The 14,111-nt window shown below is 40.2% G+C and carries 15 protein-coding genes and 1 tRNA gene; 3 read left to right on the top strand and 13 right to left on the bottom strand.

Going from position 1 to position 14,111, the window contains the following annotated elements; genetic code table 11:
• Window positions 1–29: 29 nt before the first annotated feature.
• The 9 genes from VPAR_RS02135 to VPAR_RS02095 all read right to left on the bottom strand — a co-directional run bounded on the left by VPAR_RS02135 (window position 30) and on the right by VPAR_RS02095 (window position 8,575).
• Complete coding sequence (locus VPAR_RS02135; RefSeq protein ID WP_012863980.1) at window positions 30–797, bottom strand: SDR family NAD(P)-dependent oxidoreductase; 768 nt, start codon at window positions 795–797, stop codon at window positions 30–32.
• A gap of 11 nt (window positions 798–808) precedes the next feature.
• Window positions 809–1,603 (bottom strand): TSUP family transporter, encoded by a 795-nt coding sequence (locus VPAR_RS02130; RefSeq protein WP_012863979.1) that lies wholly within the window; start codon window positions 1,601–1,603, stop codon window positions 809–811.
• Between the two features lie 65 nt (window positions 1,604–1,668).
• On the bottom strand, window positions 1,669–1,965 hold the full coding sequence (locus VPAR_RS02125) for a YerC/YecD family TrpR-related protein (protein ID WP_004693609.1): 297 nt from the start codon (window positions 1,963–1,965) through the stop codon (window positions 1,669–1,671).
• 9 nt (window positions 1,966–1,974) lie between these two features.
• Window positions 1,975–2,628 carry a methionine ABC transporter permease gene (locus VPAR_RS02120; RefSeq protein ID WP_004693611.1) on the bottom strand — a complete coding sequence of 218 codons (654 nt, stop codon included), beginning with the start codon at window positions 2,626–2,628 and terminating at the stop codon, window positions 1,975–1,977.
• The gene (locus VPAR_RS02115) at window positions 2,609–3,655 is read right to left on the bottom strand and encodes a methionine ABC transporter ATP-binding protein (protein ID WP_012863978.1); all 1,047 of its coding nucleotides are present in this window, start codon (window positions 3,653–3,655) and stop codon (window positions 2,609–2,611) included. The genes VPAR_RS02120 and VPAR_RS02115 overlap by 20 nt, the downstream gene beginning before the upstream one ends.
• Before the next feature lie 55 nt (window positions 3,656–3,710).
• Window positions 3,711–4,568, bottom strand: a complete 858-nt coding sequence (locus VPAR_RS02110) for an aminotransferase class IV (protein WP_012863977.1) — start codon at window positions 4,566–4,568, stop codon at window positions 3,711–3,713.
• Between the two features lie 285 nt (window positions 4,569–4,853).
• On the bottom strand, window positions 4,854–5,975 hold the full coding sequence (locus tag VPAR_RS02105) for an acyltransferase (protein WP_042466692.1): 1,122 nt from the start codon (window positions 5,973–5,975) through the stop codon (window positions 4,854–4,856).
• A 10-nt stretch (window positions 5,976–5,985) separates the two neighbouring features.
• Window positions 5,986–7,800: a DUF4127 family protein gene (locus VPAR_RS02100; protein WP_004693619.1), complete on the bottom strand. Its 1,815-nt coding sequence runs from the start codon at window positions 7,798–7,800 to the stop codon at window positions 5,986–5,988.
• Window positions 7,801–7,948: 148 nt separating this feature from the next.
• A complete protein-coding gene (locus tag VPAR_RS02095) occupies window positions 7,949–8,575 on the bottom strand; it encodes a trimeric intracellular cation channel family protein (RefSeq protein ID WP_004693621.1) in 627 nt (208 codons plus the stop codon).
• Window positions 8,576–8,658: 83 nt separating this feature from the next.
• Between VPAR_RS02095 and tadA the strand changes: the two genes are divergently transcribed.
• The 3 genes from tadA (at window position 8,659) to VPAR_RS02085 (ending at window position 10,494) form a co-directional block, all read left to right on the top strand.
• Window positions 8,659–9,204, top strand: a complete 546-nt coding sequence (gene tadA / locus VPAR_RS09520; RefSeq protein WP_004693623.1) for a tRNA adenosine(34) deaminase TadA — start codon at window positions 8,659–8,661, stop codon at window positions 9,202–9,204.
• Window positions 9,158–9,248 (top strand) — tRNA-Ser (locus VPAR_RS02090). The genes tadA and VPAR_RS02090 overlap by 47 nt, the downstream gene beginning before the upstream one ends.
• A gap of 58 nt (window positions 9,249–9,306) precedes the next feature.
• On the top strand, window positions 9,307–10,494 hold the full coding sequence (locus VPAR_RS02085) for an MFS transporter (protein ID WP_012863974.1): 1,188 nt from the start codon (window positions 9,307–9,309) through the stop codon (window positions 10,492–10,494).
• Between the two features lie 112 nt (window positions 10,495–10,606).
• On the opposite strand, the gene VPAR_RS02080 is transcribed toward VPAR_RS02085, so the two are convergent.
• The 4 genes from VPAR_RS02080 to VPAR_RS02065 form a co-directional block, all read right to left on the bottom strand.
• Window positions 10,607–11,854, bottom strand: coding sequence for an L-cysteine desulfidase family protein (locus tag VPAR_RS02080; protein WP_012863973.1), 1,248 nt, complete (start codon window positions 11,852–11,854; stop codon window positions 10,607–10,609).
• Window position 11,855: 1 nt separating this feature from the next.
• Window positions 11,856–12,227: a RidA family protein gene (locus tag VPAR_RS02075; protein WP_012863972.1), complete on the bottom strand. Its 372-nt coding sequence runs from the start codon at window positions 12,225–12,227 to the stop codon at window positions 11,856–11,858.
• Between the two features lie 132 nt (window positions 12,228–12,359).
• The gene (locus VPAR_RS02070) at window positions 12,360–13,139 is read right to left on the bottom strand and encodes a hypothetical protein (RefSeq protein ID WP_012863971.1); all 780 of its coding nucleotides are present in this window, start codon (window positions 13,137–13,139) and stop codon (window positions 12,360–12,362) included.
• A 1-nt stretch (window position 13,140) separates the two neighbouring features.
• A complete protein-coding gene (locus VPAR_RS02065; protein WP_012863970.1) occupies window positions 13,141–14,085 on the bottom strand; it encodes a hypothetical protein in 945 nt (314 codons plus the stop codon).
• Window positions 14,086–14,111 lie beyond the last annotated feature (26 nt).

Genomic DNA, 14,111 nt, shown 5'->3' with positions numbered 1-14,111 from the left:
ATATATAACAGCTTCTAATATTTTCTATATTACCAACTTGTGAGTCCACCATCGATTGTCCATGCTGCACCGGTCACAAAAGAAGCCTTATTACTCAACAAAAATACAATTACTTCGCCAATTTCATGGGGCTTAGCAATGCGACCTAGTGGGTAATGTTGGCCCATTTCAGCCTTTGCAGCTGCCGCATCTTGATTGGCATTAGCAATCTGTTTGTCCACTAATGATGTATCTACATCACCAGGACACACACAGTTTACACGAACACTGTGAGGTGCCATTTCAAGGGATAGAGATTTTGTAAAGCTCACTACAGCCCCCTTTGATGCACCATATACAGAACACGCTACATTACCTTGTAAACCTGCATCACTAGCAATTGTTACAATACTGCCCTTTGATGATCGTAAATAAGGAAGCGCCGCTTGACATAAAAACACAGTACCTTTTACATTAGTCCCAAACATTTCATCAAAAGCTGCCTCTGTAACATCAGCTAGCAACTCTTCTTCATAGTAGCCTGCAGCTGTTACAAGAGCAGACACCCCACTAAACAAATCTACTGTTTCTTTCACAATTCGCTGACAATCCTCAATTTTAGATACATCACCTTGAATATATTGTACCTTAGATGAATAACGACGTAGCTTAGTTTTAGCCTTTTGACCAACTTTTTCATTTCGACCATTGATGACTACACACCAACCTTCTTTGAGTAAAAGCTTTGCCGTAGCAAATCCAATACCCGATGTACCACCACTGATCAATGCCACTTGTACATCACTTTTATGAGGCATACCTTGCCCTCCTATAAAGTTGAAACATAGTCATAGACTAATTTCAACAACATAACTGTCGTTACCGACAAGAATACAACTCGCACCAAAGATGAGCCTTTTACAATGGCGAGGTGCGATCCTACATAAGCGCCAATAATTTGACCCACTCCTGCAGCCAGACCATACATAATATTCACGTGCCCTAAATATAAAAATACCAATAAAGACGCCAAATTACTAGTAAAATTTAATATTTTTGCGTTAGCAGAAGCATGCAAGAAATCAAAACCTGTAAAGATAAAACCCATAATCAAAAACGTACCTGTACCAGGTCCTATAAAGCCATCATATATACCGATACCAAGAGCAAAAGCCATGCAAATATATAGCGCTTTTCCTGCTACCTGAGATGTACGATTGATTTCACCCCAGTCTTTTTTGAACACCACAAAAAGTGTTACACAAACAAGTAATATGATGATAATAGGCTTTACATACAACGGAGGTAAAGAAACAACCGCCAATGTACCAAGCATAGACCCCACAAAGGTAAAAGGCAATAATTTACGAACTAGAGAGAAATCAACCATGTAATTTCTCAAAAATGTAATGGATGCGCTACCAGCTCCAAAGATACTAGATAATTTATTACTGCCCAGAGCCACACTAGGTGGAAGATTTGTTAATAACATGGCAGGTACAGAGATAAGGCCTCCACCGCCCACAATGGAGTCTACAAAGCCAGCAAATGCACCAGCTACGGCAAGTAAAATGAGTATAAGGATATCGAATGGTAAACCTGTTACCGCAATGAGCCACTCCATAATAAACCTCCTACAGATAGCACATCAACGGTCGCCAAAGGCCACCGTTGTCATGCTAGTTTATTTTATTTTGCGCCTAGACGATCGAGAGCCAATGTATAACCATCCGCACCATATACTAAACAGCGCTTTACACGACTAATCGTCGCAGTACTCGCACCTGTTTCTTCTACAATTTTCTCATAGCTATCCCCTGCACGAAGCATTTTTGCTACCTGCAAACGTTGAGATAATGCTTTTAATTCGTTAATCGTACAGATATCTTCGAAAAATGCATAGCATTCCTCTGTATTTTCAAGCGTTAAAATGGCGGTGAACAATTCGTCATTTTGTTGACTTCTCAATTTTTCATTGATACTCATAGGATCCTCCTACTTCTTATTCATCGCTTTAGACCAAGCATCACCAATCATTTGTACAACTTGTACCAATACAATCAAGATGATGATTGTAGCGATCATGATATCGGCTTGGAAACGTTGGTAACCATATCGGATAGCAATATCCCCAAGGCCACCGCCGCCGATAGCACCTGCCATCGCAGAGTAACCGATGAGGTTGACGATAAGAACCGTTACATTGTCAATAATTGTTGGCAATGCTTCTGGTAATAATACTTTCCAAATGATTTGTAATGGGCTTGCCCCCATGGATTGAGCCGCCTCGATAACGCCAAAATTGATGTCCTTAATAGACGTTTCTACTAGGCGTGCCAAAAACGGAATTGCAGCAATGGTCAACGGCACACATGCTGCAGTTGTACCGATGGATGTACCTACCACCATGCGAGTAAATGGAATGATGGCAACCATCAAGATGATGAAAGGTACGGAACGAGTGGCATTCACAATTGCACCTAACACTTTATTTAGTGCTACGTTTTCCAAGATATGCCCTTTAGAAGTAACAACCAAAACAACACCAAGAGGAATACCTAATAACATTGCCATTACCGTAGAAATTATCGTCATTTGCAATGTATCAAGGGTACCAGTTATGAGTAGATTAATGATTTGCTCTGACATAACCGATCACCTCGCTTTCAATTGGTAACGTTTTGATGTAGTCCAAACCTTCTTGTGCATTTTCTGGGTCACCATTCAAGATAACGATGAGGCGACCAACGCTCGTATTTTGGATGTAATCAATGCCACCAAAAAGGATGCTTACATCTAAATTAAAGCGTCTTACAAGACCTGCTACTACAGGCTCATCTGTTGCTTGTCCTGTAAATTTGAGACGAACTAATGGCGCGGTTCCTGCAATCCATTGATCATGCAACTCTAGATGTTCCAATGCTTCTGGAGGTAAGTTTTCACTCACTACAGAGCTAATAAACTCTTTTGTCGTATTTTCGCGAGGATGTGTGAATACTTCAACCGTGCTACCTTCTTCGAGTATTACACCGCCTTCAATAACTGCCACGCGATCACAGATTTCACGAATAACATGCATCTCATGTGTAATGAGCACAATAGTGAGCCCCATCTTTTCGTTAATATCTTTCAACAATTTCAAAATAGAATCTGTTGTTTGAGGATCAAGGGCAGATGTGGCTTCATCACAAAGGAGAACCTTTGGATTTGAGGCCAATGCACGAGCGATACCAACACGTTGCTTTTGACCACCAGATAATTGAGATGGATAGTTGTTCATACGCTCTGTAAGACCTACAATATCAAGGATCGGCTCGATGCGCTCCTTGATTTCAGCCTTGCTCATACCTTGTAATTCCAACGGAAATGCTACATTGTCATACACTGTGCGAGAGGACAAGAGGTTAAAATGTTGGAAAATCATACCGATATCTTTGCGTGCTTTGCGCAAAGCTGATTTACTAAGTGTGGTTAAGTCTGTACCATTTACGATAACAGAGCCAGATGTAGGTGCTTCGAGCATATTGATGCAACGAATCAAGGTGGATTTACCGGCACCGGATTGGCCGATAATGCCAAAGATTTCGCCTTCTTTCACATTTAGGCTAATATCTTTCAACGCTTCCACACGAGTAGCACCTTCATAAACTTTACTAATGTGTTCTAATTGTATCAAAATAATTTCCTTTCTTAAGGTAAATGTGTATCATTTGATGAAAGCAACTTATCTATCAAGGTAGCCCTTCTTCCATCAATTTTTCTAGTGCTTCGCGTAGACGAAGTGTAATGGCACCTGGTTTACCACCAGATACTAAATTTCTGTCTAGCTTAGTAATTGGGATGACACCACCAATTGTATCGGTAAAGAATAATTCATCCGCATCATCTACAAAATTACGATCGAATTCTTTCTCAATAATGGTAATACCTAAAGATGGTGCTACACGCGTTAAGATCATTTGGCGCGTAATACCTTTTAAGATATGATTATCCGCTGGATGCGTGTACAAGATACCATCCTTAACAGCAAACACATTAGATGTGGCGCCTTCTGTACAAATGCCATCACGGAACAAGATTGCTGTATAAGCAAATTTCTTTTCTGCTTTTGTTTGTGCCAAGATATTCGGGATCAAGTTTGTAGTCTTAATATCTACATGATCCCAACGTTCATCAGGTAAAGCTATCGCTTTTACACCTTCACCCAATTTATTGACTTCATCTAAATCCAAGGTACGGATAGACATAAGCATTTGTGGTTCTAATTTGGAGCGATCATAAGCATGGTGACGTGGTGCTACACCACGAGAGATTTGTAAATAAATATAGCCCTCTTTGATTTCACTTTGCTCGATCAAAATTTCGTGCAATTCTGTCAAATCATCAGGGGTCATTTTTACAGGGATATCCATTTCACGCATAGAGCGATACAAACGATCTTGGTGGTAAGACAAAGCGAAGCAACGGCCTTTTACGACGCGAACAACTTCATATACAGAGTCACCAAACAAATAGCCACGGTCATCAATACTGATAACTTTGGCACCTGGTTCAACGAATTCACCGTTAAAATATGTTAATTCTTGCATAGGAGCACCTCTTTTTCTTTTCGTTACTCTATCAAGTGATAATCATCATGGACTTATTATAACACAATTACTTTCAAATTTTCACACTTTACTTTGTGAAAGATATTAATTAGATATACAAAAATCCGCTAGGATACCATAGTTAAAAACTATATCCTAGCGGATGAATTGTATTTATATTATTGTAACTCTAAATTAAGGATGCAGAACTAGCTAGCACTATGAACGGCATGAAAGTACTAATACCAATTAAGACTCTCCAAAAACAATAGTTTTCATCCTATACTAGTGCCCCAGTACAAATTTACGAATAGACTTAGGTAAGTAATTGAAACCTACTGTAGTCAAATAGGATAATGCCAACGCCATGGCATACATAACGAGAACATTGGCCACCGTGTACAAGAAATTGTATTTAACCATCACAGCAGATATGATTAACAGCCAGAACGGATGTGTTAAATAAATGCCATAGGACTTATCCCCTATCTCAGACCAAATGGATTCCATAGTCACATTCATAGGTAGTGTTTGGAATAGGAATAAACTAAACATCGTTCCCAAACCAGTATAAAGAACACCCATCGGACTCATTTGATGTACCGTATAAATTGCTTCTAGCACCGAGTAATGCCATACGTCCATGACATAGTAATAGGATCCAAGCATCAATAATACAGATCCTACCGCACTAGCACCTAAAAGATAACGATAGCGCCACATGTATTCGCAGACGGTTTCATATCGTTCAGCACATACGGCACCTAAAAGGAAAATCCACACATAATGAATAACCCAATAGTTGAGTCGCATATCAAAAAGATATTTAAGAACTGGCTGATTGCTTAGATTTTCTGTTACCCAACGGCCAAGCATGTAAGACGAAACATAATCGATACCAACTTGGATGACAAATAGTAACACCAGCCAAAATATAGGCCGTTTTAAGATAACTTTCACCATGGCCCGCCATAATGGCATCATCACGTAGAACCATAGCAAAATTACCATAAAGTATAGATGATACATAGAGGTACCAAAGAGTAGATTTATCGCCAACGGCCCTGGATGTAAATTGCCAAGGTTATGAGCTGTCACCCCTGTATATAGCAGGTAAAAGATGGACCACGTAATATATGGAAATAGCACCACCTGAATGCGGCGGTGCATAAATTCCTTATATGAGAATGGTCCCTCTACCGAGGTATGATAAAACAATCCAAATGCAGAGAGAAAGAAAAACGCAGGCACTCCAAAGCGAGAAAGAATTTCTAACACGCTGATGAGTTCTAAATTTACAAAAGGATTTTGCAATGCGTAAGATCCTACATGAATGCCGATAACACCGAGCATACAGAGGCCTCGCATATAAGTAATTTCCGGTAAAAACGCTTTTTTCATAGCCATTGCCTATTCACTATTGACCAGGTGCCACTGCAGGTGTCGGTACCACACGTGGACCTTGAGACTCTGTAGCTGGTTGTTTAACTACAGGAGGGGTAGATGTAGGTGTTTGAGGCGTTGCAGCTTTTTCAGGTTGTGCGGCTTGTGCTGGTACAGCCTGACCATTTGCTTTAGCAGCCGCTTCTGCCTTAGCCTTAGCTTCTGCTTCAGCCTTAGCTTTTGCTTCAGCTTCTCGTTTCAAGCGTAATTCTTTTTCAAGTGGTACCACTGGTTTGTCATAAACAGTGATATCCGTTTCAAATAGACGTCCCCATGGGAATGTAGCTTTTACTGTACGAGGATTGATTTTAAGGTATTTTTCAGCGAAATCTTGAATGCGTTCACCTAAGTAACTTTCAAGACGTTCATTTAATTCACCAGAGTAACGAACATTGTCTGTTCTGATAGAATCTTGCATACGATAAATATCTTTACGAATATTTGCTTGATATGCCCAGTTATCCAAATATTGTTGCGTCAACATATCACGATGACCTTCTGGACTCATAGATTTAAGCAATAATCCTTGAGCAATAGCGTAACCTACTGTGTTACTTGCTGTATTCCAACCATTATACGCACCGATTTTGTACAACAAATCTCGTTTATACATAGCGGATACCAATGTATTATCTGCACCATTATTGAAAGCAATATCTGCAACGCTTACGTTCACACCAGAGTCAACAGCTTGTTGAATGCGATCTACGAAAGCATTTGTAGAGTTGGAGATCATTGGGAAGTTTTCGAAGTTTTCAGACTCGCCTGTACTCGTAGTAAGAGGTGTATTAACAGCCAATAATACAGTTGGTTTACCTTGTGTCACCATCGTGCCACCTACAGCCTCAACGTGTTGAGCAATTGTTTTATCAATCGTTTGATCTTCGTAACCTGGCAATGTTTTACCTCCGCCACCGAGTGGATAAATTACGGAGAATGTAGGTTTTTCTGTGCTCACATCGGTACGGGAACGCGCCATCAACAAGAGACCAAGTTGGTCAGCACCAGGAAAGCTACCGTATTTTTCAACAGAAATATCCTTGGAATATTTGTTGAGGTAACGACCTTCTAGAGCGGATTGAGATAATTGAGATGTATCATCATGACCTAATGCAAAGTAGTCGAATACACCACTGCGAGTTTCATCAATCAACTCTTTGTTGATTTTCATATTTTTTTGACGGCGGTCAAACCAGTCTTGCAAGTATTCCACAGGAACAGAGGCTTGTAAGCTCATCAATTTTTGAGTTTCTTCTTGCGTTAAAGAGCCAGAATCTAATTTATCTTGTAATGCAGCAATTTGAAAGATTGTTGGGCCATATTCCGCATAGTAGGCCGGTTCAGTACCGCCACCACTCGCACGTGGGGAACGCATTACGGTGCCAAAGCCATAGATGCGTACATTTTTATTACGCGCTTTTAAACCTTCAATACGTTTCAAGCGATTTTGCAATGTGCTAAGTGGAATATTATGTTTACGAGAATCTACAAGACCTCCATAAATAAGAGTATCTGTACTTAATACCATAACATCAGCACGACCTGCATTTTGCTCTACCCAAGCCATAATTTGATCAGCTTGACCTTGGTACGTCTTACCAGAAATCAAGTGTTGAGGTGGTGTCAACACAGTCATACCCGCCTCACGAGCTGTATCGACTGTATATTGCAAACTTACAGGACGATCATCTTGAGGTACATATAATACGGTTTCTGCATCAATTTTGATGGATGTACCTGTAGCAATGGCTGTAACCATTAATGCTACTTTCAACCATTTATTTGTCATAAAGCAAATCTCCTTCTGTGTACACGAGTACTCTCGACTCGAAAATTAACTCTTATATAATACTCTTTTTTTCTGACACTTTTATGAAATACTTAATAGTATAATTATATCATTTACCTGTTATTTCTCAAATGCAGTGCCTTTAGCTTTAGCGCACTTTGGGTAAGCTCCAATTATATTTAATAGCTAGTAAACGGATAACTAGTACAACGGTAAACGCACCATATACAGCCTCTCCAACCCAGTTAGAAATAACCATTAAGTAATAAACGATGCCCCCAATAACACTAGGTAGAGCATACACATCTTCTTTCAAAACAGACGGAATCCGTTGAGCCAGCATATCTCGGATAATACCACCTCCAACGGCAGTAATAGTTCCTAATAAAACAATGAAAATTGGCAGCTCAGGATATAGTTTAAACCCTGCAGATGCTCCAGTTACTGTAAACGATGCTAGCCCCACAGCGTCGGCTAATAAATAGCTTGCTCGGCTACGAGGGCCCATAGCATGCTTGCGATAACGGCTGTTATAGATAATAAATACGATAATTGTTACGGAAATAACCACAGTTACATATACAATATTGCGTAACGAATTCGGCGGAAAATACCCCAAGAGAACATCACGCACAATTCCACCACCGATTGCCGTAGCCAGTGCCAATACAGCCATACCAAATATATCCATTCTCCGCGCCACCCCAACAAGTGCTCCGGAGATAGCAAAGGCAATAGTGCCAATCATATCAAATATATACCAAATAATATCCATAATACCCTCACACAATCTATTCGCATAACTTCGCACACTATGATAGACTTTATGTAAGATATTATACATTAAGAGGTATGAGAATGACAAAGAACATTACACCTATAGAGATTAAAAATATGGATGAGCGTAGCCGTGATGAATATTTTATGGGTTTTGCCCTAGAGGAGGCCCACAAAGCTTATGCTCTAGGAGAAATTCCTATCGGCGCCATTTTAGTTCAAAACAATACAATCATTTCACGCCACCATAATCGCCGCGAATTAGATCACGATGCAACGGCTCATGCAGAGGTGCTCGTCATCCGCGAAGCATGCGATGTACTCAAGCGCTGGCGGTTGACTGGTTGTACCCTGTATGTTACGATAGAGCCGTGTCCGATGTGCGCTGGAGCCATCATCAACAGTCGTATTGACCGTGTTGTATATGGTGCAAGTGATTACAAAGGAGGCGCTGTAGAGTCTCTTTTCAATGTACTCTCTCACCCTGGTTTAAATCATGAACCCGAATTAGCATCGGGGGTCCTTGGTGATGAATGTAGTCAAATCATGAAAGACTTTTTTAAAGAGCGCCGTAAAACACGGAGGAGTACCCAAGAGGCTGAAGGGTCCGCACTCGAAATGCGGTAGGTCGGGCAACCGGCGCGGGGGTTCAAATCCCTCCTCCTCTGCCATATAAAATATATAAAGCGCTAACCATGGTTAGCGCTTTTTTGCGAAGGGACCACTACTATGAAAAAATATTACCCTTATCTCATTACGGTGAGTCATATGATTAACGACTCCTGTCAAAGTGTATTACCTGCCCTCTTGCCATTATTTATCTACACTTATGGACTTAGTTTAGAGCAAGCAGGCTTTCTCATATTAGCCAATACAGCATTATCTTCATTGTTACAGCCATTATTAGGTTATGTCTCTGACAAGATCAATCAGCCACGGCTCATCGCCTTAGGTGTTCTGCTCTCTGCTTGTAGCACAGGTGCCATGGGTTTTGTAACCTCCTATGAAAGCTTACTTGTTTGTGCTACCTTAGCTGGTGTAGGCTCCTCTATCTTCCACCCTGAAGGAGCGAAAATCATGAATCGCCTCGGAGGTGGTAAAAAAGGTAAAGCCATGGGTACCTTCGCCATCGGTGGTAGCTCTGGTTTTGCCATCGGCCCACTCTTTGCGGGCTCTATTGCCTATACAGTAGGTCCTCATGGACTGGCAGCTTTCACCATAGTGGGTCTTATCATCTCAACAGTTTTATTCGTCCTCATGCCGCGCATAGTCACTCAAGCACGCACTATCGACCAAGCGGTAGCTATGGAAAACCCTACACTAGTGGCAAAGCCGCTAAAAAATTACTGGAAATACTTTGGTATCTTGTTTATTATCATCCTAAGCCAATCAGTAAACTTCCGCGTTATCAATGCATTTATTCCTATCTTCTGGACTCGTGAACTCGGCACTAGCCCAGAGCAAGGTAGCTTTGCATTAACCATATTCTTTAGTATCGGTATCTTCATGACATATATTGGCGGTCTATTAGGTGACAAATATGGTCCCATCAAAATCATTAGACTATCCCTATTGATTTGGTTGCCAGCTATGTTCCTATTAACAGAAGTGCCTACCTTCTCCCCTGTTATCATGATGCCTATAGCCTATATGTTACTACTCATGATTGGCGCTGCTAAAGCTCTTAGCTACAGCCCCGTTATCGTACTAGGCCAAACCTACCTTGCTAAAAGCATCGGCTTTGCGTCCGGTATTACCCTCGGGGTGAGCCAAACTATCGGCGGTATCATCGCACCTGTAGTAGGTAACCTTGCGGATACCTATTCTTTACCTGCCGCTATGATGACACTCGTACCATTCCTAGTAGTGGGTCTTGGGGCTTCATTGATACTTAAAGATCCTAAAAAATTACAATAAACAAAAAAAGAACCCTTCACGTGAACTGTACCCCAAAAATTGGACACAATTTTTGAAGGTACAGACCAACGAAGGGTTCTTTTTATATTCAGCTAACCACGTCACTTGCAGTTTAGTGTTTTAGCATTTCATTCAATATAACTACGTCCGTTTCTTTCATACCTTGTGCCACAGCACCAATACTGCGGATAGTTTCATCAACGGAGTATGCTACAAGGCCATCGCCTTTTTGGTAGTTTTTGTCAAGGCGAGCTTGTTTATATCCCATAAAGGCGCCATCAAGGGAAATTGCAATTTTACCTGCACAGGATGGTTTCGCACCATCACATACGATACCAGATAGACTTGCAAGACCATTTACAAGGGTATTCTCAATGATATCTTTACTATCACCTTTCAAAAAGGCTATGCCTGCTACGCTTACCACACCGGCAGATACAACGCCACAGTATGCAGACAATTTACCAATACCAGATTTAACGTAAAGAGTTAGCAAGTTAGCAAAGACGAGAGCGCGATACAATTCATCTTCACTTTTACCAAGTTCCTCGGCAGTCGTAATGATTGGTACAGACACGGTTAAACCTTGATTACCAGAGCCAGAGCAGATAACGACAGGCAATGGACAACCACTCATACGCGCATCAGAGCCAGCTGCGGCACGAGCCTTACATTTCGTTTCGAGAGATGGATTTTCTTCATCTAACAATAACAATTGTCCAATATTAGATCCATAATCATTGGATAGACCTTCCTTAGAAATTGCAGTATTATACTCAACTTGCTGTTTAATTTGAGGTAGGATACCAGAAATATCACCTGTTAAAGCAAATTCGTAAATGCTATCGAAGGTCATGGCATATTCTGTTTTAGCCGCTTTCTTGATTTCATTGACTGTTTCAGAGACAATCTCGCCATCTACTGATACATAGGTTACATTCGTATGGTCATTTTCAATGCGAACAACCGCTGTATGTTCATCTGTTTCTGCAGTGATTTCTATATATAGATTATCTACGCCTTCAGCAAGTGAAACGGTACAGAAGTTAGCATCAAGCAATGTACCAAGCCATTTGCGATCTTCGTCTGTAGCAGATTCCAACACCTCAAGTTCACGCTCTGGATGACCTACAATAGCACCCAGTGTAGCGGCCGCCGTTAGTCCTTTTCGCCCCCCAGAATTTGGAATGACTACAGATTTTACATTTTTAATAATATTCGCGCTGCATCTTGCGTGAATGCGGTTAGGAAATTCATCTAAAACAGAGACTGCCTTCGCAGCCGCATAAGCCAATGCAATTGGCTCAGTACAACCGAAGGCAGGACGCATCTCTGACTGTAACAAAGAAATATAATTCATCTTATACTTCCGCAATAATTTCCACTTCCACCAAAGCACCTAATGGAAGGTCTTTTACGGCTACGCAAGAACGAGCTGGTTTAGAAGTGAAATATTTAGCATACACTTCGTTGAATGCTTTGAAGTCAGCGATATCAGCCAAGAAGCAAGTTGTTTTAATAACTTCGGAGAAGTCTGAACCTGCTTCAGCCAATACAGCATCAATGTTTTTACATACTTGTTCAGTTTGCTCTACGATGCCACCATCAACAATAGAACCAGTTGCAGGATTGAGTGGAATTTGACCAGAAGCGAATAACAAACCGCCTACTACTTTAGCTTGAGAGTAAGGACCTACTGCTGCTGGTGCTTTTTCTGTGAAAATTGTTTTCATGATAATTCTCCTTTTATAAATAAATATAAATTAATATGACTATGTTTAAGGCGCAAAACTCATTTTATTTCCTCGATATATATGACTTACCTCAATATATCACATATTACATAAAAATACGTATATAACCTATTATTTAATTGATTTAAATGCATTATCAAATATTGGTTTGAAATAATCACGTTGTACATCAGTTGTTATACCTACATACAACACCGGTTTTCCTGGCTTCAACACAAATGCAGCATTTGCATAGAGTGGAGTTTGTACATTTCCATCTGCATATAACAAGCGAGAGCTTGCAGCATACGTTTGATATTTTGTGCCAGCCACCGGATGTACTTGTTCTGCATTTTCTACGGTTAGAGTTCTAAGTGTCTTAGGCATAATCGTTGCTTTTTGGGGATCACGACTAGACACATTAATAGGTCCATTCAAAGGAACTACTGTTGTGCTAGTAGGAATCTGTTTATTTATTGTTCCTAATAAAAGTTGCTCTGTTACAGGATCAATTTGACCTTTATCAAGAGCGGTCATAGCAGCTATAAACATAGGGTCATTAGCCTTTTCTTTAGCCACTTGTTGCGCTATTTGTTTAACATCTACAGCTACTACGAATGCATCTTTTTGACCAGTTTTATCTGCCCCTTGTAATTGGTATACATCAAAATTAGTACCAAAATTTTGGAAAAATTCTTTAGCCATCATATTGGTCATCGTAGATTTTGAAGGATTCTGTTGCATTTGTTTCTCTACAAAATCACGAGTATTTGTTTTAGACGCAGAAACAATATTTACATTATTAGGTACTACCATAGAGCCCCCAATAGTTTGTACATCCTTGGCAAAACTAATACTTGATACAGTTCCTAATAAGCATGCAGTACAAGCCAATACTTTCAAAGATTTCATATTATTTACCTCCCTTGAGAGATTGTGTTTGATACATATGATTCAATTCATTAGTCCAATAATCATGACTAGAGTCGTCAGACATTAAAAGCTGTAAAGATACACCCTTATCTGTAGGAACAGCATATCCAATTAAGGAGTAAGTGTTTCTAAAGCCATCATAGCTAAGACCACCTCGCAAATCACCAGTCACAGCCGTACCATAGCGCGTTTGAACAGGTTTATACGCTACATGAGTTGCATCGACACGCAATTGTTTCGTCATAAACTCTACATAGGAAATGAACTCTTGTTTATCCTTTGTAGATGTTTTCTTATCTGTAGCAAGCATTTTATCAACAGCACCCATAATTTGAGCAGGTATTTTATCATTTATCGTCTTCAAATCTTTTGATAACTTAGCACCTTCAACCGTGTTGCTTTTTAAGCCTTGTAATTGTTGTTGAGCCGTTTCTTTAGAGTAAGATTCCACATGTTTAGAGATGGAGTGCTTTAATGCAGCCTTTTCCGCATCTGATCCCTTCTCTAAAATAGTTTTATTCATACCTATAACTTGATCAATAGCATTTTTAGAATAGTTAATAACAATTAAACTACCTGTATGATGACCTTGTTTATCAGTACCTTGCAATTGATAGAAGGAGTAACCATCAAGAAAATCCCCCTTCACTGGTTCAACAGCTACACCAGTCTGTGCTTTCACAACATTATTAATAGTATCAACAGCAGATTTATTTGCTACTTTGAGAAATTTATCTTGTTCTTGATTACGCAATCTTGCATCAGTAGAAATGTGCATAACTTCTACAGCTTTCACAGTTGGGGAGGTACTGCCGTACATACCATAACCTAAATCAACCGTATCAGCACATGCCACTGCCCCCATACCCACAGTTAAACAGGTAGCACAAGCCAATGTCATCATCTTTTTATTGAGAGTTCTCATAAGACACCTCACCTTTTTAACAATAC

It is taken from the genome of Veillonella parvula DSM 2008 (genome assembly GCF_000024945.1).
Lineage (GTDB): Bacteria > Bacillota > Negativicutes > Veillonellales > Veillonellaceae > Veillonella > Veillonella parvula.
The sequence above is the reverse complement of the archived record's forward strand: the minus strand, read 5'-3'. Positions and strand labels throughout refer to the sequence as shown.

What these genes read in the sequence shown, in the direction of transcription:
- VPAR_RS02095 (WP_004693621.1), bottom strand. Translation starts at nt 8,575, where the DNA reads ATGGATATTATTTGGTATATATTTGATATGATTGGCACTATTGCCTTT.
- tadA (WP_004693623.1), top strand. Translation starts at nt 8,659, where the DNA reads ATGACAAAGAACATTACACCTATAGAGATTAAAAATATGGATGAGCGT.
- VPAR_RS02065 (WP_012863970.1), bottom strand. Translation starts at nt 14,085, where the DNA reads ATGAGAACTCTCAATAAAAAGATGATGACATTGGCTTGTGCTACCTGT.
- VPAR_RS02105 (WP_042466692.1), bottom strand. Translation starts at nt 5,975, where the DNA reads ATGGCTATGAAAAAAGCGTTTTTACCGGAAATTACTTATATGCGAGGC.
- VPAR_RS02125 (WP_004693609.1), bottom strand. Translation starts at nt 1,965, where the DNA reads ATGAGTATCAATGAAAAATTGAGAAGTCAACAAAATGACGAATTGTTC.
- VPAR_RS02070 (WP_012863971.1), bottom strand. Translation starts at nt 13,139, where the DNA reads ATGAAATCTTTGAAAGTATTGGCTTGTACTGCATGCTTATTAGGAACT.
- VPAR_RS02110 (WP_012863977.1), bottom strand. Translation starts at nt 4,568, where the DNA reads ATGCAAGAATTAACATATTTTAACGGTGAATTCGTTGAACCAGGTGCC.
- VPAR_RS02135 (WP_012863980.1), bottom strand. Translation starts at nt 797, where the DNA reads ATGCCTCATAAAAGTGATGTACAAGTGGCATTGATCAGTGGTGGTACA.
- VPAR_RS02080 (WP_012863973.1), bottom strand. Translation starts at nt 11,854, where the DNA reads ATGAATTATATTTCTTTGTTACAGTCAGAGATGCGTCCTGCCTTCGGT.
- VPAR_RS02100 (WP_004693619.1), bottom strand. Translation starts at nt 7,800, where the DNA reads ATGACAAATAAATGGTTGAAAGTAGCATTAATGGTTACAGCCATTGCT.
- VPAR_RS02130 (WP_012863979.1), bottom strand. Translation starts at nt 1,603, where the DNA reads ATGGAGTGGCTCATTGCGGTAACAGGTTTACCATTCGATATCCTTATA.
- VPAR_RS02120 (WP_004693611.1), bottom strand. Translation starts at nt 2,628, where the DNA reads ATGTCAGAGCAAATCATTAATCTACTCATAACTGGTACCCTTGATACA.
- VPAR_RS02075 (WP_012863972.1), bottom strand. Translation starts at nt 12,227, where the DNA reads ATGAAAACAATTTTCACAGAAAAAGCACCAGCAGCAGTAGGTCCTTAC.
- VPAR_RS02085 (WP_012863974.1), top strand. Translation starts at nt 9,307, where the DNA reads ATGAAAAAATATTACCCTTATCTCATTACGGTGAGTCATATGATTAAC.